The sequence below is a fragment of the Prevotella herbatica genome, from assembly GCF_017347605.1.
Lineage (GTDB): Bacteria > Bacteroidota > Bacteroidia > Bacteroidales > Bacteroidaceae > Prevotella > Prevotella herbatica.
In genome coordinates this window covers 108,021-129,732 of the sequence record NZ_AP024484.1, presented here as the reverse complement: position 1 = coordinate 129,732, position 21,712 = coordinate 108,021, and the positions used below count along the sequence as shown (strand labels likewise).

At 36.7% G+C, this 21,712-nt stretch carries 21 protein-coding genes; 16 read left to right on the top strand and 5 right to left on the bottom strand.

The genetic code is table 11. The features are described 5' to 3' along the window. The first annotated feature begins 75 nt into the window (after positions 1-75). Positions 76-2,217 (top strand): peptidylprolyl isomerase, encoded by a 2,142-nt coding sequence (locus prwr041_RS00530; protein WP_207154407.1) that lies wholly within the window; start codon positions 76-78, stop codon positions 2,215-2,217. A gap of 1,193 nt (positions 2,218-3,410) precedes the next feature. Here the strand turns inward: prwr041_RS00530 and prwr041_RS00525 are convergent. Then, positions 3,411-4,235 (bottom strand): hypothetical protein, encoded by an 825-nt coding sequence (locus tag prwr041_RS00525; protein ID WP_207154406.1) that lies wholly within the window; start codon positions 4,233-4,235, stop codon positions 3,411-3,413. A gap of 110 nt (positions 4,236-4,345) precedes the next feature. Between prwr041_RS00525 and prwr041_RS00520 the strand changes: the two genes are divergently transcribed. The 3 genes from prwr041_RS00520 to prwr041_RS00510 are packed head-to-tail and all read left to right on the top strand — an operon-like array spanning position 4,346 to position 7,244. Then, the gene (locus prwr041_RS00520) at positions 4,346-5,617 is read left to right on the top strand and encodes a replication-associated recombination protein A (protein ID WP_207154405.1); all 1,272 of its coding nucleotides are present in this window, start codon (positions 4,346-4,348) and stop codon (positions 5,615-5,617) included. 29 nt (positions 5,618-5,646) lie between these two features. Beyond that, positions 5,647-6,609 carry a D-2-hydroxyacid dehydrogenase gene (locus prwr041_RS00515; protein WP_207154404.1) on the top strand — a complete coding sequence of 321 codons (963 nt, stop codon included), beginning with the start codon at positions 5,647-5,649 and terminating at the stop codon, positions 6,607-6,609. Continuing rightward, positions 6,609-7,244, top strand: coding sequence for a trimeric intracellular cation channel family protein (locus prwr041_RS00510; RefSeq protein ID WP_207154403.1), 636 nt, complete (start codon positions 6,609-6,611; stop codon positions 7,242-7,244). Before prwr041_RS00515 ends, prwr041_RS00510 begins: the two co-directional genes overlap by 1 nt. A 65-nt stretch (positions 7,245-7,309) precedes the next feature. On the opposite strand, the gene nudC is transcribed toward prwr041_RS00510, so the two are convergent. The 3 genes from nudC to prwr041_RS00495 all read right to left on the bottom strand — a co-directional run bounded on the left by nudC (position 7,310) and on the right by prwr041_RS00495 (position 10,304). Further along, positions 7,310-8,086 carry an NAD(+) diphosphatase gene (gene nudC, locus prwr041_RS00505; protein ID WP_207154402.1) on the bottom strand — a complete coding sequence of 259 codons (777 nt, stop codon included), beginning with the start codon at positions 8,084-8,086 and terminating at the stop codon, positions 7,310-7,312. 3 nt (positions 8,087-8,089) lie between these two features. Beyond that, complete coding sequence (locus prwr041_RS00500; RefSeq protein WP_207154401.1) at positions 8,090-9,835, bottom strand: bifunctional metallophosphatase/5'-nucleotidase; 1,746 nt, start codon at positions 9,833-9,835, stop codon at positions 8,090-8,092. 136 nt (positions 9,836-9,971) lie between these two features. Then, positions 9,972-10,304: an RNA recognition motif domain-containing protein gene (locus prwr041_RS00495; RefSeq protein ID WP_018464751.1), complete on the bottom strand. Its 333-nt coding sequence runs from the start codon at positions 10,302-10,304 to the stop codon at positions 9,972-9,974. A gap of 809 nt (positions 10,305-11,113) precedes the next feature. Here prwr041_RS00495 and mazG point away from each other — a divergent pair. From mazG to prwr041_RS00435, 12 genes are all read left to right on the top strand, one after another. Then, on the top strand, positions 11,114-11,947 hold the full coding sequence (gene mazG, locus prwr041_RS00490; protein WP_207154400.1) for a nucleoside triphosphate pyrophosphohydrolase: 834 nt from the start codon (positions 11,114-11,116) through the stop codon (positions 11,945-11,947). A gap of 17 nt (positions 11,948-11,964) precedes the next feature. Then, positions 11,965-12,528 carry a lipocalin-like domain-containing protein gene (locus tag prwr041_RS00485; RefSeq protein ID WP_207154399.1) on the top strand — a complete coding sequence of 188 codons (564 nt, stop codon included), beginning with the start codon at positions 11,965-11,967 and terminating at the stop codon, positions 12,526-12,528. A gap of 14 nt (positions 12,529-12,542) precedes the next feature. Beyond that, positions 12,543-13,457: a ribonuclease Z gene (locus prwr041_RS00480; protein WP_207154398.1), complete on the top strand. Its 915-nt coding sequence runs from the start codon at positions 12,543-12,545 to the stop codon at positions 13,455-13,457. 178 nt (positions 13,458-13,635) lie between these two features. After that, positions 13,636-13,947: a T9SS type A sorting domain-containing protein gene (locus prwr041_RS00475; RefSeq protein WP_207154397.1), complete on the top strand. Its 312-nt coding sequence runs from the start codon at positions 13,636-13,638 to the stop codon at positions 13,945-13,947. Between the two features lie 78 nt (positions 13,948-14,025). Next, positions 14,026-15,558: a L,D-transpeptidase family protein gene (locus prwr041_RS00470; protein ID WP_207154396.1), complete on the top strand. Its 1,533-nt coding sequence runs from the start codon at positions 14,026-14,028 to the stop codon at positions 15,556-15,558. A 4-nt stretch (positions 15,559-15,562) separates the two neighbouring features. Continuing rightward, positions 15,563-16,108: an RNA polymerase sigma factor gene (locus tag prwr041_RS00465; RefSeq protein ID WP_207154395.1), complete on the top strand. Its 546-nt coding sequence runs from the start codon at positions 15,563-15,565 to the stop codon at positions 16,106-16,108. Between the two features lie 51 nt (positions 16,109-16,159). Beyond that, complete coding sequence (locus prwr041_RS00460) at positions 16,160-16,543, top strand: hypothetical protein (protein WP_207154394.1); 384 nt, start codon at positions 16,160-16,162, stop codon at positions 16,541-16,543. Positions 16,544-16,560: 17 nt separating this feature from the next. Next, the gene (locus tag prwr041_RS00455) at positions 16,561-17,001 is read left to right on the top strand and encodes a hypothetical protein (protein ID WP_207154393.1); all 441 of its coding nucleotides are present in this window, start codon (positions 16,561-16,563) and stop codon (positions 16,999-17,001) included. Between the two features lie 5 nt (positions 17,002-17,006). After that, positions 17,007-17,738 (top strand): tRNA pseudouridine(38-40) synthase TruA, encoded by a 732-nt coding sequence (gene truA / locus prwr041_RS00450; protein WP_207154392.1) that lies wholly within the window; start codon positions 17,007-17,009, stop codon positions 17,736-17,738. Between the two features lie 44 nt (positions 17,739-17,782). Beyond that, complete coding sequence (locus tag prwr041_RS00445) at positions 17,783-18,700, top strand: DMT family transporter (RefSeq protein WP_207154391.1); 918 nt, start codon at positions 17,783-17,785, stop codon at positions 18,698-18,700. Positions 18,701-18,810: 110 nt separating this feature from the next. Further along, a complete protein-coding gene (gene dapA / locus prwr041_RS00440) occupies positions 18,811-19,698 on the top strand; it encodes a 4-hydroxy-tetrahydrodipicolinate synthase (protein WP_207154390.1) in 888 nt (295 codons plus the stop codon). A gap of 19 nt (positions 19,699-19,717) precedes the next feature. Next, positions 19,718-20,605: an AraC family transcriptional regulator gene (locus tag prwr041_RS00435; protein WP_207154389.1), complete on the top strand. Its 888-nt coding sequence runs from the start codon at positions 19,718-19,720 to the stop codon at positions 20,603-20,605. Between the two features lie 4 nt (positions 20,606-20,609). Here the strand turns inward: prwr041_RS00435 and prwr041_RS00430 are convergent, their stop codons facing one another. Beyond that, positions 20,610-21,662 (bottom strand): asparaginase, encoded by a 1,053-nt coding sequence (locus prwr041_RS00430; RefSeq protein WP_207154388.1) that lies wholly within the window; start codon positions 21,660-21,662, stop codon positions 20,610-20,612. Positions 21,663-21,712 lie beyond the last annotated feature (50 nt).

Genomic DNA, 21,712 nt, shown 5'->3' with positions numbered 1-21,712 from the left:
TTGTTATTTTTGTAGGCACTTTGAGTATAAAGTAAAGAATATAAAATAACTAAAAATAAAAACAAATTTAAAGTAATGGCAGCATTAGGAAAAATTAGAAGCAAAGGCGTCATACTGATGTGTATCATCGGTTTCGGTCTTTTTGCATTCATCGCCGAAGAGGCTTTCCGTTCTTGTGAGTCTTCTCGTAACAACGACCGCCAGCAAGTTGGTGAAGTTTTGGGAGAAAAAGTTAATGTTAACGACTTCCAGAAACTCGTTGATGAGTACAGCGATGTTATTAAGATGCAACAAGGCACGCAGTCTCTTAACGACGAACAACTGAATCAGGTTAAAGACATGGTTTGGAATACTTACGTTCAGTCAAAAATTGTAGAGAATGAAGCTAAGAAGCTTGGACTTAAGGTTACTGATGCAGAAATGCAGAATATTCTTAAAGAGGGTACAAACCCAATGCTTCTTCAAACTCCTTTCGTAAATCAGCAGACTGGACGTTTCGATGCAAATGCATTGCAGAAGTTCCTTGCTGAGTATGATTCTCAGAAGAATACAAACCCACAGGCTGTACAGCAGTATGAGACAATCTACAAGTATTGGACTTTCATAGAGAAGACACTTCGTCAGCAGACTCTTGCTCAGAAGTATCAAGGTCTTCTTTCTCATTGTTTCCTTTCTAATCCTGTTGAGGCAAAGATGGCTTTCAAAGATGAAAATGAGGAAAGTCAGATTCAGCTTGCTGCTTTCTCTTATAGTACTATTCAGGACGATAAGGTTAAGATTACAGATGATGATTTGAAGGCTAAATACAATGAATTGAAACCTCGTTTCCAACAGTATGTTGAGAGCCGTGATATCAAGTATGTTGATGTTCAGGTTAAGGCCTCTGCTGCAGATCGTATGGCTTTGCAGAATCAGTTTGCTGGTTATGCTAAGGATTTGGCTACAGCTACAGATCCTGCCGTTGTAGTTCGCAAGAGTACTTCTTCTATCAATTATTTGGGTATTCCTGTTGGCAAAACAGCGTTCCCATCTGATATCGCAGCTAAACTAGCAACTATGACTGTTGGCCAAACAACAGGTGTATTTGAGGATAAAGCTGACAACTCTCTTAATATTGTTCGTCTTATAGCTAAACAGCAGCTTCCTGATTCTATTCAGTACAGACAGATTCAGATTGGTGGTGTAACTCCAGCAGCAGCCCACAAGACAGCTGATTCAGTTTATACAGCTTTAAAGAGTGGTGCTGATTTTGAAGCTATCGCTAAGAAGTATCGTCAGGAAGGTCAGAAGACTTGGATGACTACTCAGCAGTATCAGAGTGCTCCTTCTATGGACAATGATACAAAGAATTATATCAATAGTCTTAATACGATGGCTGCCAACGAGACCAAGAATATTGCTCTTACTCAAGGTAATATCATTCTTCAGGTTCTTGACCGCAAGGGAATGACTGATAAGTATACAGCTGCCGTAATCAAAAAGAATATTGAATTCTCAAGAGATTCTTATAGCTCTGCATATAATAAATTTGCTTCTTTTGTTAGTGCAAATCAGAATGCTGGCGATATTCTTAATAATGCTGCAAAATATGGTTATAGAGTTCAAGAAGCTTCAGATGTAACAACATCAACTCACTATCTTGCAAATATTCACGGAACACGTGAGGCTTTGAAGTGGTTGTTTGATGCTAAGGAAGGTGCTATTTCTCCAATGTATGAGTGTGGTGATAATGATCATCTGCTTATCGTCGCCTTAACAAAGATTCATGAAATCGGTTATCGCTCACTTGACGATCCTCGTGTAAAGGAGATGGTTAAGGCTGAAGTAATGAAGGATAAGAAGGCAGAGATGCTTATGGCTAAGGCAAATGGTGTAAAGAATATAGGTGCTGCTAAGGCTAAAGGTGCACGTGTTGCTACTGTAAGTCAGGTTACTTTCGCCGCTCCTGTATTTGTTTCTTTGACTGGTGCAAGTGAACCTGCTGTTAGTGGCGCTGTTGCTGCTACTGCAAAAGGTAAGTTCTCTAGTAAGCCTGTAAAGGGTAATGCCGGTGTTTATGTATTCCAGGTTGTAAACAGAGTTAATCGTGCTGCTAAGTTCGATGATAAGACAATGGAACAGAAACTTCGTCAGAAGACAATGCAGTATGCTGGAAACTTCATGAACGAGCTTTATATTAAGGCAAACGTTGTAGACAACAGATATTTATTCTTCTAAATTATAGGAGAATTCACAGTTTAGCCCCATCTGATTTGTTTCAGATGGGGCTTTTTTTTATAGTTAGACCATTAGTTGAATAAAGCATAGTGTTTTCTATAAGCGGTGTTTTTGATTATGCTATATTAATTTGTTCCTGATTATTGAATTAAGTAGATTTAGGCTGTCTACCATGCCTTTCTATATTTTGCAACGAAACTACGATATCTTCAAAAAGATCATAAACAGAGGCCTTGACAAAAACGTAGTTTGCAGGATTGAGCTACATTAGGCTACGTTATTTTGTGTTGCTTAAGGGGGGAATGTATGAGTAAATTTGTCAAAGAACTGTTGACTGCATCAGCGGGACAGAGGATGTGTAAATGCATACAGTAAACAGAATCAGAATTTTCAAGCTTGTTTAAATGTTCTGCCGAATTCCGCTGAATTCTCTGCAAAGATACTGCAAAATTTTAGTCCATGCAATGGGAATTAGGTTAGATGGTTAGCCAAAGTTTTAATTACTAATGCTATATATTGACACGTGTGTGCGCACGCGCACTCTGACTTTTTCGTAAAACCAAGTGTCGAAGTATCTATCCATTGAGTATCAATTTATTAGAACTCTTTTCGGGTAGAATGAAGTGATGGTTATTCGTCGGTAAAATATGGGTGAAATTTTCCCTTATATTACATTGCACTTTGCGAAGTAATTTGATGCGTTTTACTATGTTTTGCAGTCCGTTTTACGATGAAATGCACTGCTTTTTACGGAGCAATAGGAGGTAAAACATCGTAGAAAAGTTTGCGTTTCTATATAGAAACGTAACTATTCCTATATAGAAACGCATGCAAAACTTGAAATTAGACCGTCAAATCACTGTCACTTTATTTAGAGAATTTAGTCGATAAAATATTGATATTCAGTAAGTTGACATTTCGACGCTTATATTTTTCAAAACCCAATGTATGCGTGTGCCTGCACGTACATTATATAAGTAGAAATAGATAACATAGCTACAAATACCAAAAAATGTAGGGAAAGCACCCAAAATATTGAAAATTTAAATGGTCATGTAGAAATCTAAGCTCCAAATATTTAGATTATCATACGTAAAACTAAATATTAATCATATATTGGACATGGCTTAAAATCATGACACAAAAAAAGAGTTCATCGTTAAATGAACTCTTTTTGGTTATATAATTTTTATTTAAAAATCTTCATCATCAGTTACTTCTGTTGCCTCAAGATCGAGTCCTTCTGGATCAGCATCGTAAGTCGTGCGATAACTCTCTTCTGTAAGTTTATCCTCATCAAAGAGATCATCTTCTTCGTCAGGATCATTATAATGGTCTTCAACTACAACATCCTCATCTTCGTTTTCTCTTTCTTCTTCAATTTCTAACTCGTCTTCTTCCTTTTCAAGATCTTCTTCTGAATCAAACTTGGTCTTAGGCTTTTCAAACTCAGGTTTTTCTTTAGCAAAAATAGCTTCAACCCAATTGCCTTTTGGAATTTCAAGCACTTCAAATCCGTCTTTCGTTTTTTTATCATACATTCCGCCGACTTTCTTAAGTCTGTCTTTTGGCAATGTAGTAGTGCTGATATCAAAACCGCTTTCAATAATATCTTGAATGCTTTGTGAAAGGCTATCCCAGCCACCGCCGAAGTTACGGTCGATGACTTCTAGGAGCTTTGTTGCTGAAATGTGGCGAATGTTTTCATAGGTCAGGTCAGTGACTCTCATTATTGGGCGTTTTTTTATAGCCCATTTCATTTTTGTATTTTCGTCAACCTTTACGTAACCTATTCTAAATCCGCGTTCTTCATATTTTGAAATAACAATTGGATTATCTGTTTTAATTTCTTCAATTTCGAATGCGCTTCTGATAATGTCAGTATATCTGCGCACATTATCCTTTAGGTCTGCTTCTTTTTCTGCAGCTTCCCACATCCTATAGACATCATTCTCCTGTATATCCCAAACGTTGCTCTTATTTAGAGTCTTGAAAGTTAGAACTTTTTGCTGTTTCATAAGTGTAATTTATCTTTGCTGCAAAAGTAAATACTTTGAATCATATTCACAAATTTTTAGCCTATATTTTTTTGTTATATTCAACTAATTCCTTATTTTTGCATATAATTATGAGTGAACCATTAGCAGAAAGAATGCGTCCACGCTCTCTTGACGACTATGTTGGACAAAAGCATTTAGTAGGAGAGGGCGCTGTTTTGCGCAAGATGATAGACTCCGGAAGGATATCATCGTTTATATTATGGGGACCGCCTGGAGTAGGTAAAACTACTCTTGCGCAGATTATAGCCCACAAACTTGATACGCCATTTTACACCCTTAGTGCGGTAACAAGTGGGGTTAAGGATGTACGTGAGGTTATTGAAAAGGCCAAAAACGGAAGGTTCTTCAGCTCTGCTTCTCCTATATTATTTATTGATGAGATACATCGTTTCAGTAAGTCGCAGCAGGATTCTCTTCTTGGTGCAGTGGAGCGTGGAATAGTTACATTAATTGGGGCTACTACCGAAAATCCATCGTTTGAGGTTATCCGTCCTTTGCTTTCTCGTTGCCAGATGTATGTATTAAAACCGCTTGAAAAAGATGATTTGGTGAATCTCGTACATAAGGCAATCAATAATGATGTTGAACTTTGCAAGCGAAAAATAAAGCTTACAGAGAGTGGGGCTCTACTTAGATACAGTGGAGGTGATGCTCGTAAACTTCTTAATATTTTAGAGCTTGTGGTGGAGTCGGGCGATGATACAGATATTGATATTACTGATGCTCTTGTAGAGAGCAGATTGCAATCTAATCCGCTTGCTTATGATAAGGATGGAGAGATGCACTACGATATTATATCGGCTTTTATAAAAAGTATTCGTGGTAGTGACCCTGATGCAGCATTGTATTGGTTAGCAAGAATGATAGAGGGAGGAGAAGATCCGCAGTTTATTGCTAGAAGACTTGTGATAAGTGCAGCTGAGGATGTTGGGCTAGCAAATCCTAATGCACTTCTTCTTGCCAATGCCGCTTTTGATGCTGTTATGAAAATAGGTTGGCCTGAAGGACGTATTCCGCTTGCCGAGGCAACAGTCTATCTTGCTACAAGCCAGAAGAGTAATTCTGCCTACCTTGGTGTGGATGCTGCTTTGGCAAAAGTTAGGCAGACTGGTAATTTGCCTGTGCCTTTGCATTTGCGCAATGCACCTACGAAACTTATGGCAGAACTAGGTTATCATGATGGTTATAAATACCCTCATGATTATCCTGGGCATTTCACAGAACAGCAGTATCTTCCTGATGATTTGAAGGATGATAGTTTCTGGAAAGGGCAACATAGTCCGGCTGAAGAAAAACTCAACAATTGGATGAATCAATGCTGGGATGATAGATTTAAATAAGATGTAGTTTACATTTATATATTGAAAAAATGAAAATAGTAGAATTAGATGGATATGGATTAAATCCTGGCGATTTGAGTTGGGGTGCAATAAGCAAACTTGGAGAATTAAAGCTTTATGATCGAACTTCACAGGAAGATGTTGTGTCTAGAGCCAAAGAAGCAGATGTTATCCTTATTAATAAGGTAAATATTACAGATGAAATAATGGGGCAGTTGCCAAAATTGAAATATATAGGAGTTCTTGCCACTGGTTACAATGTTGTAGATATTGAGGCGGCAAGCAGACGTGGCATATTGGTTTCAAACATTCCAGCATACAGTACGGACAGTGTCGCACAGATGACATTTGCCCACATCCTTAATATGGTAAACCGAGTGGAGCATTATGCCGATCTTAATCGAAAGGGACGCTGGAGTAACAATCCTGATTTTTGCTATTGGGATACTCCGCTAATGGAAATAAGTGGAAAGACCATCGGTATTCTTGGATTAGGAAGTATCGGTAGTAAGGTTGCACGTATTGCCCAAGACTTCGGTATGGATGTGTATGCTTTTACTAGTAAAAGCTCTAGTGATCTTCCTGTTGGTATACAGAAGACAACTATAGATGGGCTTCTTTCTGTGAGTGACATACTAACACTTCACTGTCCTTTAACTTCAGAAACAAGAGAACTTATAAACAAAGAGTCTCTTAAAAAAATGAAGCATGGAGCCTTGCTCATTAACACAGGTCGTGGACAATTAGTGAATGAACAGGATGTTGCAGAAGCTTTAAATAGTGGACAGCTTGGTGGATATGGTGCTGACGTGATGTGTGAAGAACCTCCATTGGCAGACAATCCTTTATTTGCTCAGCCAAATGCATTTATAACTCCACATGTAGCTTGGGCTACCATTGAGGCACGCACAAGACTTATGAATATATTGGAGGAAAACTTGAAGTCATATATTGACGGAAGTCCTAATAATATTGTAAATAAAACAAAATAATGATAGGTCCTAATCCTGAAGTTGCACGCACCGTGCAGCAGATAATAGAGTTTGTAGGAACTTTTACTTTTGCTATTTCTGGAATAAGAATGGCCGCTGCCAAGCATTTTGATTGGTTTGGCGGTTTTGTGTGTGGCTTTGTGGTTGCAATCGGTGGTGGAACAATTCGCGACGTTATGCTTGGGGCTACTCCTTTTTGGATGACCTCAACTATTTATGTAATATGTTCCGTGATAGCATTACTTGTTTATATTCTTTTTGCTAAGTCGTTAAATAGACTTGAAAATGTGTGGTTGATATTTGATACGTTGGGACTTGCACTCTTTACGATAGCAGGAATTCAGAAGACGCTTCAATTTGACTACCCTTTTTGGGTAGCAATAGTTATGGGTTGCATAACGGGTGCTGCAGGTGGCATAATTCGTGATGTATTGCTAAACAAAGAACCTATTGTTTTTCAGAAAGATATTTATGCTATGGCTAGTGTTGCCGGTGGATTGGTGTATTGGCTCATGATGACGCTAGGCATTAATGTGGGACTTACTGCAATTGCAACTTTTCTTGTGATATGTATAATACGATTTGTTGCAGTTAAATTTCATATATCGCTTCCAACACTTAGGAATGAACAATAATAAATATACATTAAATGTAAAAGGGCAGTATTGATTATACTGCCCTTTTCTTGTAGATGTATTTTTTACTTTGAATTATTTTGCAACCAATCATCGATAATCATGCGTGCAATACTTAACTTTTCTGGTATTGTTGGCAGATTGTCTTTTTTGAACCATCGACCGTTAGCTAGTTCTTCGCGCTGTAAATGAAGTTCGCCTTCAACATAATCGGCATTGTATCCAACCATCAATCCGCTAGGGTATGGCCATGGTTGACTTCCAAAATACTTTATGTTGTTGATAGTGAGTCCTGTTTCCTCAAGAACTTCTCTGTTTACAGCTTCCTCTAAAGTTTCACCAGTCTCAACAAATCCAGAAACAAGTCCGTAAAATTCTCCTCTGAAAGTTTTTGCGTTAACCAATAACACTTCGTCCCCCTTATGAATAAGTACAATAATCGCAGTAGCCAAAGATGGCCACACCTCTTTACCACAATTAGTGCATCGCTTGCTAATATCAGTATGCATCTTCATTGGGGCTCCGCATACACCACAGAATTTGGTGTTTTGATCCCAATAAAGCAATTCGTGACATTTACCAGCTTTATCATAGAATGGTTTCGAAAGTTTATAAAAGCTCTTCCTAAGTCCACACATTTCAAATTTTTCGTTGTTTGTGATAGGACTGTCAATATAGAAAGTTTTCACATCGTCTTCACCTGCAAAAGTTACGTTTATCACGTGAGTCCATTCTTTGGTTGCAATCGGTGATTCTTCGCTTTCTGGAATAGAGTAGGTTCCATCATCATGCTTTTCTAGCACAATTTCATCTTTACAGAAAATAAACCAAAGTTTCTTCATCTTTTATTTCTCATCTTTAGCGTCTGCTTTATGTCCAAACAGAATTATGCTGTCACGTTTTGCAGCTGGAACAGTCCATTCTTCAGGAATAAATTTCCAATTATTGTTTGGCTTTGCATAAACAGTTCCCATTTTTTCTATTTCCTGCATCAGGTAATAGCGTTGATCACGTGGACTACGATAAATAATTCTGCTGTCTAAACTGTCTTTAGGTATGCCAGCACCCTTAGTGAGCAATTCTCCACCACCGTTTCCGCGGTAACTGTTAAGTGCTACTTTATACCATTTCTTCTCATCGAAATGTTTACCGTTGCTCATGCACATAATTTTCACCTTCTCACCATCGGGTTTGGTTACATCAACTACATAATCAATGCCTGCGGCTGAATCAAAATTGAATGTGAAATTCTTGAAACCAAGTCTTTGTGCGTCTCCACGAGTATCTGACAATAATAATAGATGATCATTAGCACTCTTCATAGTGTTTACCCACAAGTCATAGCTCATTTCAAGATGCTTCCTTATTTCTTCACCAGTCATTCTCATTACATAGAGTTGGTTTTCAAATTTATAGAGATTGAACATATCTGCAACTCTTACTGGTCCTGCTTTTATAGATGCATCAAACTGGAGCGGGGCATTGAAGGCCACATCGGCATTAGTGATTTGAAGCTGAAGATTTAGTATGAAGTCATTAAACGCAGATGAACCAAAATAACAGTCACGTGTTGATATTGTGTTGTTAAAGTTTCCAATTACTCTGTCAACATAGTTATTTACCTTTTCAATCTGTGGCTTGAAGTGGTCCATGTATGCTGAGTCTACATCTTCCTTTGTTACGTCAACAAGATTTCCCGTGATACTCTTACTTATAATTTTTCCGTTTCTGTATGTAAGTTCTATTTGAGCTTCTGCTACAGTAAGAGCATTGTTAGCAGGATCAATACAAAGAACATTTTTCCCAGATACATTCTTTATCATCTCGTTGTCTCGAGTATGATCATGTCCAAACATCACTACATCGAATCCTGGCACCTGAGTCGCAACTTTTATACTTGCGTCTTCTTCATATTCAGGCGTAGTTATTCCGCCAGACTTTCCACTATGGAAAAGACCTATTATTAAGTCTGGATGTTCTGTTTGCTTGATAATTCTCATCCATTTTTTTGCGGCTGTCACCATGTTCTCAAATCTTAGACCTTGCCAAAGATTCTTCGTAAGCCAATTTGGTATTGCAGGAGTTAGCATTCCCATTACAGCGATCTTAACTCCGTTGCGGTAGATTATAGTATATGGCTTAACGTATGGTTTTCCTGTCTTAACGTTTATAACATTACAGGCTATCATTGGACATTTCACCTCTTTTATCCATTTGTCATAAACAGCGTGTCCAGGTTCTATATCGTGGTTTCCCAAAGTTTCTGCATCATATTTCATATAGTTTATCACATTGGCAGCAATGTTACTGTCGTTGGTAGCTACATAATTATAGAAATAGCTTGTTGGTTGTCCCTGCAAGATATCTCCATTGTCTAGCAATACAACGTTTCCAGCATTGCGTTGTCTTTTAACATAACTGCTGACACGTGCCATTGAACCTGGCTTAGGCTGTCGGTTGGCAAAGTCGTAAGGGAAAAAGCTGCCGTGAACGTCACTTGTTTCGATAATTTTGAGGCTGATGGTCTTTTGCTTAGCAAAAGCGCTGCCACACATTAATAATGCGATAATAGCAAGAGTTATATTTCTCATAAATCTGTTGTTTTATATTTTGCAAAGTTAGCACATTTTTTTTCATTAAACGTAAAACACATAAAACAAAAATAGGAGAAAAAACATAATATTTTTTCTCCTATTCGACTTGCAGATAGTTATCTATCTGATGAATTTAATATCTTCTGCGGTTGTAACCACCATCGTTATTACCACCAAAACCACCACCGCGGTTGTTACCAAAAGAACGACGCTCAGGACGGTCTTCTTTAGGACGTGCAACGTTAACACCGATAGTTCTTCCGTCGAAATCAGTCTCATTAAGGGCATCTATAGCTGCTTGACCTTCTTCATCATTAGCCATTTCAACGAAGCCGAAACCACGTGAGCGGCCAGTCTCTCTGTCTGTAACGATTTTAGCAGACGTAACTTCGCCAAACTTTGTAAATAAATCCGATAAGCTTTCACTCGTGGTGTTCCAGCTCAAATGTGAAACATAAATGTTCATTTTCTTTTCTTTATATTAATTAATTATTGATACAACGCCAATGACGCATGTACCTTCTCTTTTTTTGTTATATATCAATATGTGAAGTTTACAATCACTATATCAATATTTGGTAACAGCTTGTGGCTGTTGTTTTCGAGAAAAGACGGGAAATAGATTTTTTATCATAATAGACCGCTAATTCTCTATTAACATCGGAGCGAATAATGATGTCGATTCGGAATAGAATTAACCGCAATATGAAATAGCGAAAAACTCACACTCAAATAATATCTAATATAAACTCGTGTTGTTTATGGGGTCAAAGTTACATTCTTTTTTTTAAATATCAAAATTTGTAGCAAAGAAAAACACTAAAAATTATATTAATTTTGCATTATTGGGCAAAAAGTACACATTTAAACTAAAATATGACAGTTTTTCTTGTTATTCTGAATGATAGTATTTCTTATTAATTTGTTTCTCAGCTTTTATAATCATGTTTTTTTAGTTGCTTTATATAACCACTTAGTATAGATTATCTGTTTACATAAGTTGGGATACAATGCGGCTTTTTTTTAATAAAGCTATAAAGCTGCGAGTTTTAAAATTTAAAGTCCCTTATTATCTGATGATATCACTTAATGTTATTAGTTCACCCTCAAATAAATAAAGGGCTTTTGACATTATTATATTAACCCCATTTTCCTGATAATATAAAAAATACAGATTCATGTAACATTCTCTATATAATTATGTGTAAAGTGCCTCTTAACAAAGTTGTCGATAGAAAGTTTTGCGATTTAATTTATTATTCATATATTTGTGCTATGAATTCATTTAAACATCATACAAAAGAAGAAAAGATGCAGGCTTTTGGTCGCCTGCTTGACGTACAGGACAGATTGAGAAACGAATGTCCATGGGATAGGAAACAAACTAATGAAAGTCTGCGACCTAATACTATAGAGGAGGTATATGAACTTTGTGACGCATTGATGAAATGTGATGATAAGGAAATATGTAAAGAACTTGGCGATGTAATGGAACATGTTGTGTTTTATGCATTGTTGGGGGAAGAAAAAGAAAGTTTTGACATTACTGATGTTTGCGACAAGCTTAGACATAAACTAATGTTTCGTCATTCTTTTATTGATTGGACAGGGTGGGAAGGTGATCCGAAATCAGAATTAGCTGAAGCTCCGATTGATTCTTCTGAGGTGGAAATGACATGGGAGCAGATGAAGCAAAAAGAAAAAGATGGAAATAAAACAGTACTTTCTGGTGTTCCGGCAGCTCTACCTTCTTTAATAAAGGCTTACAGAATACAAGATAAGGCCCGTAATGTAGGTTTTGACTGGAAACATAAGGAAGATGTTTGGGATAAGGTGCGTGAAGAATTTGGTGAGTTGGAAGTTGAATTAAACAAGGAGGATGTAGAAAATTCTACACGCGAATTGGGAGATTTCATTTTTAGCATAATTAATGCAGCACGCCTATATCATCTAAATCCCGATAATGCATTGGAATTGACTAACCAAAAGTTTATAAATCGTTTTGGATATGTTGAAAGCAAATGCAAGGAAATGGGAAAGGATTTGAAAGACCTTACTCTGGAAGATATGGATAAACTTTGGAACGAGGCTAAAAAATTTGATAGATAATAAATATTATTGATGATATGAAAAAAATATTTTATGTTTCTTTTATGATGATAGCTATCCTTTCAATGATAGGATGCAATAGTAAAGGAAAGAAAAGCGCGCAGTTAAACGATAAAGACACTGTTGTGTGTAAAGCTGCAGCTGATACTACTGTTTATGGTGTGTGTGGCGAAGGTACTGCTATGCACAGTCTTGAACTTATTACTGATGGTGGAGACACGATTAACTATATTCTTATGGATGAGGGAGCAGACTCCGCCAGTGTTCTCGGAGGGCTTTTAGTTGGTGATAGATTGGCTGTTATCGGACATAAAGTGGATAACGACAATTATGCAACGATAGTTTTAAACATAACAACTCTTCAAGGAAACTGGACAAGTATAGACCGCAATTTCGAAATATTGGAAGGTGGAATTGTAAAGAGCCATGTGAAGGCTGAGACAAATCCTTGGACAGAATGGAAAATATGGAATGGTAAGTTGTTGCTTAATAAAGATACTTTTGCTATAAATAATCTGGGTGCTGACTCTCTTTATCTTGAGAATAAAGATGGTATCTTTGTCTATAAGCGTCTGAAATAAGTTGGATCGTAAATATGCAACCATTTAAAATCCATATATTAGGCTGTGGATCAGCCTTGCCGACAATGAGACATTATGCTTCATCACAAGTTGTCGAGATAAGAGGTAAACTGTTTATGATTGATTGTGGTGAGGGAACACAAATGCAGTTGCGTAGAAGTAAAATAAGATTCACCAAAATTCAGGCAGTGTTCATCTCTCATTTGCACGGTGACCACTGCTTTGGACTTATTGGTATGATAAGTACTTTTGGTATGCTTGGTCGTGTGGCTACACTCCATGTTTATGCACCTGCAGAACTAGGCGAGATACTTCAAAATCAGATAAACTTTTTTTGTCAAGGACTTGAATTTAAAGTTGAGTTTCATTCAGTCGATACAACTAAGAAGGCTGTTGTTTATGAAGATAGGAGCCTTATTGTTGAGACTATTCCTTTGCAACATCGTGTACCAACTTGTGGCTATTTGTTCCGAGAAAAAGAGGGTAGCAGGCATATAGACAGGGAGATGATGAACTGCTATAATATACCAATAAGCCAAATTAACAACATTAAAGAGGGAGCAGATTGGACTGATCAAGATGGAAAAATAATTCCAAATGAAAAATTGACAAAGCCAGCTGATAAGGCACGTTCTTACGCTTATTGTAGTGATACAAAGTATATTCCAAATCTTTATAAGAGTTTGGAGAATGTAGATATGCTTTATCATGAAAGTACTTATGCAAAAGATAATGAAAGTCGTGCTAATTTGTATTATCATTCAACTGCAGAGCAAGCTGCTCATGTAGCTAAAGCTGCAGGAGTTGGAAAATTGCTTCTTGGACATTTTAGCGCTCGTTATGAGGATGAAAGCTGTTTACTTGATGAGGCAAAAAGTATATTTGCAAATAGTTTCCTTACAAATGAGGGAATGGTCTTTGATGTTTGATATCCTAAATATTGTTAAGATAGTAATATTTTCCTATTTGAGTTGTTGTACTGTGTCTGTAAAAAGATTACCTTTGTCTGGATATTAATGTATGCACTATGTTTTAATTATGTGATAAAAAGCGTGAGAGACATTGCATGTATTATTTTTTAATACGGAATCAATTTCAAAAAACAAAATGGCAAAACATTGGTATTATATATTTATCTTGTTAATAGCATTCAGTGCTTTGTCAACTCCATTGCTGGCAAGTAATACAAGTCAAATAGAGCAGATCGCTGAGTTTAATGATATAAATATCTATTTTGCGCAGAATAACTTGCGAGTCACTGGTGGTGAAGGACTTAAATTGCAAATATTCAATGTTACTGGAATCTTGGTGGTTACAGAAAACATAGATAGTACTGATAAACGGTTTAGTCTGGACTTGCCACGAGGATGCTATATCGTTAAGGTGGGGAAGTTAGTGAAAAAGATTTCAGTAAAATAATATTTATATAATAACTGAGTTTTGAGAGTATTCAAGATAAAATTGTGCCTTTTTCTTTCGGTAATTATTATCTTTTGCATGTTTTCATGTAGAGAGAAAACCACAAATCCAAATATTAATTTGACTTTGTCTGACTTTGATAAGTTGGGCACTTCAGCTTATGCACTTAATTCACATCGGATTAGAGCATACCTTGATGTGATGATAAATGCAGACAATGATTCCATGGCTGCTGATACTCATCTTAAGGGATATTACTCAAATAAAGGTGGCTTCTTGTGGATAGACCGTAGTGGTGTAGATAATCGTGCTGATATTCTTCTTAACTATATCCGCAGGGTTAATGAAATGGGATTTAGCAGGAATAAGTTCAGATATGGGCAGATAGAGCGTGATTTAAAAAGAGCTCGCGAACTTGATTTTGACACATCGCATAATTCTATAAATAGGGTTATGGCAAGATTGGAGTATAATCTAACAAAGGCTTATCTACGTTATGTTATAGGTCAGCGGTTTGGATATTTCAATCCCTCATATGAATTGAATAGATTAGATCCGTATGATGGAGATTCTACCGTTGTTACATATCGTAAGTTGTTTGATATACCAATGGAAAAACCTAATAGGGTATTTTATGCAACAGCTATGAGAAAGATTGGGGTTGATAGTGTTGCAGAATTTTTGAAAGATATTCAGCCAAAGAATAAATTGTATTGGACATTTTATGAAAAGCTGAAGGATACTCATTCTAAATCTCAGAGAATCAAAATATTATGCAATATGGAAAGATGTCGTTGGAGATTAAAAGACTATCCTGATTTGCATGATAAGTATGTGTTAGTTAATATTCCTTCATTTCACTTGAGGGCTGTTGACGGTAAGAAATATCTTGAAATGAGAATAGGGTGTGGTTCTTTTGAAACGAAGACACCATTGCTTACTAGTGCAATAATGCGTATGGATATTAATCCGCAATGGATAGTTCCGCGCAGCATTATAAAAAAGAGTATTATAAATCGCATAGGAAACCGTTCTTATTTTGAAAGTCATCGATTCTTTGTTAGGGAACGAAAAACTGGTAAGAAGATAAGTTTTGATAAAGTTACTAAAGAAATGCTGAATAGCAGTGATTATCTTGTTGTACAGGCAGGTGGTGTTGGTAATTCTTTAGGAAGAATAATCTTTAGATTCAATAATAGTTTTAGTGTGTTTATTCATGATACCGATCAACATGGAGTTTTCTCGCAGGAAGATCGTGGCGTCAGTCATGGTTGTGTACGTGTTCAGAAACCTTTTTCTCTTGCGGTATTTATGTTGAATGATAAGAACGAAGCCATTACAAGTAAGATAAAATATTCGATGACTGCTCAAATTGGAGGAGAGAGTATCGTTTCAACTGAAGATAAAAGAAATGATAACTCTGGACTAAAGAAAGATACCTTGAATCATTCTCGCATAATAAGTACGGTTAATGTGACTCCTAAAATTCCGTTGTTTATCACTTATTTTACTCTTTATCCAGACATAGAAGGCAATATCAAATCATTCAGTGACGTTTATGGTTATGATAAAGTTATTTTCTCCACATTGAAAAATTATCTGGGGCATTAACAAAATGAAATACAACGAAAGCGAAATATTAAAGGAACTGAAGAATGAGCAAACCTGTAGGCAAGCTTTTTCAATGATTGTAGAACACTACAGTCAACCCCTTTATTGGAAAATTCGGCATATCGTTGCAGATCATGATGATGCTAATGATATTCTACAAAACACATTTATAAAGGCTTGGAATAAGATTGATAACTTTCAGAATAAGGCAAGTCTATATACTTGGCTTTATCGTATAGCTATCAATGAAAGCCTTGATTTCATTCGCTCGCAAAAGAATAACAATAATATTAGTACAGATCAGAATGAAGGATTAGCATCAAAGCTGCTTGCTGATGAATATTTTGATGGAGACAAAATACAAGCGCATCTACAGGAGGCAATATCACATTTGCCAGATGTACAGCGTTCTGTGTTCTGTTTAAGGTATTATGATGAAATGAAATATAGTGAGATGAGTCAAATTCTAGGTACCAGTGAAGGCGCATTGAAAGCTAGTTATCATTTGGCGGTTAAGAAAATAGCGGAATTTTTTAAACTTCACGATTAAACTTTCCGTATAACGATTCGTCAAACATGTAATATAACAAAAACGCAAATTATGGATAAAGATGAGGAAAAGCTAATAAAGCGATTTGGTAAAGTTGAACCTTTTAAAGTGCCTGATGGCTATTTTGAAGACTTTACCAGACAGCTAATGACTAAGTTGCCAGACAAATCCCATAAAACCGGAATTGTAGAATTGCGTCCAAAACTATGGAGTTCGCGTTTGCGTGGTGGTATTGCCGCTGCAGTTATTGCCGTAACATTAACGATTGGTATTTATACCTATATTGGGAAATTCAATGTGATTAACTCATATGATAGAGCATCTATGCCACAAAAAGAGAATTTAGACCAAAGTAAGGCTAGCTTTGATCAAATGGCTGATTACACAATGATGGATAATGAGGATATTTATGCCTCTTTGGTGGATAATAAGTAAATAAAAAGGTGTTTATTATGAAGTATTATGTAATGGTATTTTTATCAGTGATGTTTTTGGCTATTCCAGCTATGGCTGATACTCCTGAAAATTCTCGCCCCAAGTTTGACCCTGAACGTTTCGAGGCTTCATTGGAACAATTTATAACAACAAAGGCTGGGCTTACACCACAGGAAGCAGAACGGTTTTTTCCTGTTTACAGGGAGATGCAGAGTAAGATAAGAGCGTATTTTAATGAAATGCGACGTCTCCGTCATACAGATATTAATGATAATGTTATGTCAGAGAAGGCTATTCGCAGAATAGACTCTATAGATATTGAAATAAAGAAGATACAGCAGAAATATCATAATAGTTTTTTTAAGATATTACCTGCAGGCAAAGTGCTTGAAATATTAAAGGCTGAGGATAAATTTCACAGACAGGCTTTTAAGGAGGCTTTTGCACCAAAGAATTAATATTGATGCAGAGATATTTCATATATTTTAGCTATGACGGTACAGGATACCATGGTTGGCAGATTCAGCCTAATGGAATTTCTGTTCAGGAAAGGTTACAGGATTCTCTCTCAAAGATATTGAGACAGAATATAGAGGTAGTTGGTGCTGGTCGTACTGATACTGGTGTACATGCAAGAATGATGGTTGCTCATTTTGATTATGATAAAGTAATCGATGGTGCTCAATTGGCGTTTAGGTTAAATCGTCTTCTTCCTCGTGATATCGGTGTCTATAAAGTTGAACCTGTTGACAATGAAATGCACGCACGCTTTTCAGCAAAATGGCGTACGTATCATTATTATCTGCATGTAAGAAAGGATCCTTTCTTGCGCCATTATTCTTTAGAAACTCATTATGAGTTGGATTTTGATTTAATGAATGCTGCTGCCCAGATAATCGTAGAACATGAGGATTTTGCTGCTTTCTGTAAGACAGGAGCTGATAATAAGACAACAATTTGTCATGTTAAAGAATGCAAGTGGGTTCAGACATCAGAGTATTCTTGGTATTTTACGATAACAGCCAATAGGTTTTTAAGAAATATGGTCAGAGCGACCGTTGGCACGTTGATATTACTGGGGCGTCATAAGATTACGCTTGACGAGTTTAAAGATATTCTTGATAATGGAAATAGAAGTGATGCAGGTGAGAGTATGCCTGGTAATGCATTGTTTTTAGAGGATATTGAATATTAGAAGGTATATGCTTGGTGCATAATACATAATTTATATTTTAGTACATGTGGTTAATATTAGCATTTTTGTCAGCAGCTTTGCTGGGTTTTTACGATTCATTTAAGAAGAAAGCACTTCATGATAACGCTGTTATTCCGGTTTTGTTTTTGAATACATTGTTTTCGTCCCTGATTTTTATTCCGTTTATAATCCTTTCTTCGTCAACACACATTCTTGATGGAAGTCTTTTTTATGTAACTCAAGGTGGTTGGGAAGTTCATCGGTATATAATTCTTAAAAGTTGTATCGTTCTTTCTAGTTGGATATTCGGATATTTTGCGATGAAGCATTTACCACTGACAATCGTTGGTCCTATCAATGCAACTCGACCTGTAATGGTTCTTGTCGGTGCTTTACTTGTTTTTGGAGAACGGTTAAATCTTTGGCAATGGATAGGTGTAGCTTTGGCAGTGATGTCTTTTGTTATGCTCAGTAAAAGTGGTAAAAAGGAAGGCATAGACTTTAAACACGATAAGTGGATCTATTTTCTAGTCTTAGCGGCTATGTTAGGAGCTGTGAGTGGACTATATGATAAATATCTTATGGCTAGTCCTGCAGATGGTGGAGTAGGCTTAGATCGTATGCTCGTTCAGAGCTGGTATAATATTTATCAAATGGCAATGATGGGTGCAATGCTAATCTTTCTCTGGTGGCCTAGTCATAAGAAAACAACCCCATTCCATTGGGATTGGTCTGTTATATTTATATCATTATTTTTGAGTGCGGCTGATTTCGTTTATTTCTATGCGTTGAGCATGCCAGGTGCAATGATATCAATCGTGAGTATGGTACGGCGTGGTAGTGTTATCGTAAGTTTCTTGTTTGGTGCGGCTTTGTTTCATGAAAAGAATCTTAAGGCTAAAGCTTTCGATCTTGCCCTTGTTCTTCTTGGTATGATATTCCTATACATAGGATCAAAGTAGAATAAAAATTGCAAATAATGCCTTTTTGAAATTATTTCATAAATTTCTTTTGCAAATTGATGTAAAACATGTAACTTTGTGCACAAGATCGAAAGTTAATTAATAGTAATATGGCACGTAACATCTTTAAGGGCTTAGGCATAGCCCTGATAACTCCTTTCACGACAGACGGAGAGGTGGATTATAAATCACTTAAGCGTCTTGTGGAATTTCAGCTTGATAATGGAGCTGATTTTCTATGCATTTTGGCTACAACAGGAGAGGCTCCATGCCTTACTAAAGCTGAAAGAGATGAAATAACTGTTTTCATAAAGCAAATAGTAAACGGCCGTATTCCTATTCTTAAATATTGTGGTGGTAACAATACTGCTGCTGTTGTTGACGAAATAAAAACAACAGACTGGAGTGGTATTGATGGAATATTGAGCATTTGCCCTTATTACAACAAACCATCACAAGAAGGTTTGTATCAGCATTTTAAAGCTATTGCCGAGGTTAGTCCTCTGCCGATAGTTCTTTATAACGTTCCTGGTAGAACAGGTGTCAACATGACTGCTGCAACCACTGTCAGAATAGCAAAAGATTTCCCTAATGTTGTTGGTGTTAAGGAAGCTAGCGGAAGTCTAGAACAGGTTGATGAAATAATCAAGAACAAACCTGATAATTTTGATGTTATCAGCGGTGATGATGCTTTGACATTTTCAATGATAGCGAGCGGAGCTGCCGGTGTTATTTCTGTTATCGGTAATGCTCTTCCTAAGGAATTCAGTAGAATGATAAGGCTTGAATTCAAAGGCGAATACGAACCAGCACGTAAAATCCATCACATGTTTACCGAATTATATTCACTGCTGTTTGTAGACGGTAATCCAGCTGGATGTAAGGCTTTGCTCAATGATATGGGAATGATTGAGAATGAGTTGCGATTGCCACTTGTTCCAACTACAATTAAGACAAAGCAGAAAATGTCTGAAATACTCAAGGATTTGCGTATTTAGAATAACTAAAATCAAATATATGAGTGAAGAAAGAAGAGTCATTCATGAGATAACACCTCTTATGGGTAAGGATGTGCTTTATATAGCAGATCGACATAAGAAGGAGTTTACATATCCAATACACAGTCATGAAGTTTATGAATTAAATTTTGTTGAGCGTGCAAAGGGTGTGAAAAGAATTGTTGGCGACTCTTCTGAGGTCATTGGTGATTATGATTTAGTCTTGATTACAAGTCCTGATTTGGAGCATGTATGGGAGCAGCACGAATGTACAAGTGATGATATTCGTGAGGTTACGATACAGTTCGATTTTAATATGACCAATGAGAATATCTTCGGTCGTAATCCTTTTATGAGCATGCGCAAGATGATGATCGAAGCAAAGAAGGGACTTTGCTTTCCTTTAAGTGCAATCATGAAAGTATATACACAACTTGATACTCTTAGTCAGATTAAGGATGGATTTTATGCAGTAATGCAGTTTATGACTGTTCTATATGAGTTGTCAAAATGCGAAGGAGCTAGGACTTTGGCATCTTCAAGTTTTGCAAAAATTGTTGTAGAAGATGATAGTCGTAGAATTTTAAAGGTAAAGAATTACATCAGTAAGAATTATATGGATGAGATTCGTCTTTCCACACTTGCTGATATGGCTGGCATGAGTCCTAGTGCTTTTAGTAGGTTCTTTAAGCTACACACAGGACGTAATCTTAGTGAATATATTATTGATATTCGTTTGGGATATGCTTCACGAATGCTTGTCGATACAGCTCGAAGTATATCTGAGATAAGTTTTAATTGTGGTTTTAATAATCTGAGCAATTTCAATCGTATCTTTAAAAAGAAAAAGGAGTGTTCTCCTTCCGAGTTCCGTGAAAACTATCACAAGACACGTGTGATAGTATAATTTATCAGATACTTATTTCTCCTGCAAGAGATTTGCACATCAATTCTCTTATTTGCTCTGTATCATCATATTGTCCATGTAGATACATAAGTTTTGTAACGGCAGCTTCAACAGTACTGTCGTGTCCACTTATTACTCCAGTGTCCTTTAACTGATATCCATTGTCGTATCTGCTCATTTCCACAAATCCTGCACCGCACTGGCTTATGTTTACAATCGTAACACCTCTTTCTGATGCATCCTTTAGTAGTCGCATAAGCCATGGCTGTTGTGGCGCATTTCCACTTCCGAAACTACGCATTACCACACCTTTCAATTCAGGGGCATCAAGAACGTGTCCGAAGATATTAGCCTGAATACCTGGAAATAATGAAAAAACCATGACGTTTGGGTTCATGTCAAAATGTGGAATCATTGTTTTTGAATAGTCAGGTTTCAGCATGTGATGCTTTGCAAATGTGAATTTTACACCGGCTTCGCATAGGTGAGGGTAGTTAAATGAGTCGAAGGCATTAAATCCATCTGCGTTTTGTTTTGTAGATCGATTTCCTCTTAGTAGTCTGCCACTAAAATAAATGCAAACTTCAGGAATAAGAGCATTACCCTCTTTGTTTTGTGCTGATGCCAATTCTATACTTGTCACGAGGTTTTCCTTTCCGTCTGTCCGCATTTGTCCTATTGGTAGCTGACTACCAGTGAGAATTACAGGCTTGGTAAGATTTTCCAACATGAATGAAAGTGCAGATGCCGTGTAGGCCATGGTATCTGTTCCATGAAGTATAACGAAACCGTCGTATTCATCATATTTTGTACTGATAGTTCTAACAAGATGAGCCCATAGTCTGGGATTCATGTCGCTGGAATCGATTGGCTCTTCAAACTGATAAACATCTATGCCGACAGATAGGTATTTAAACTCTGGCATATTGCTTATTAAATGATTGAAATTCAATGGCTCTAATGCTTTTGTTAAAGTGTTTCTTCCCATGCCAATTGTGCCACCTGTATAGATGAGGAGAACTTTTCCCGTATGATTCTTATTATTGTTATTATCCATAATGTACGACATCGTTTACGTAAAAAACAATGCAAATATAGTTTAAATTT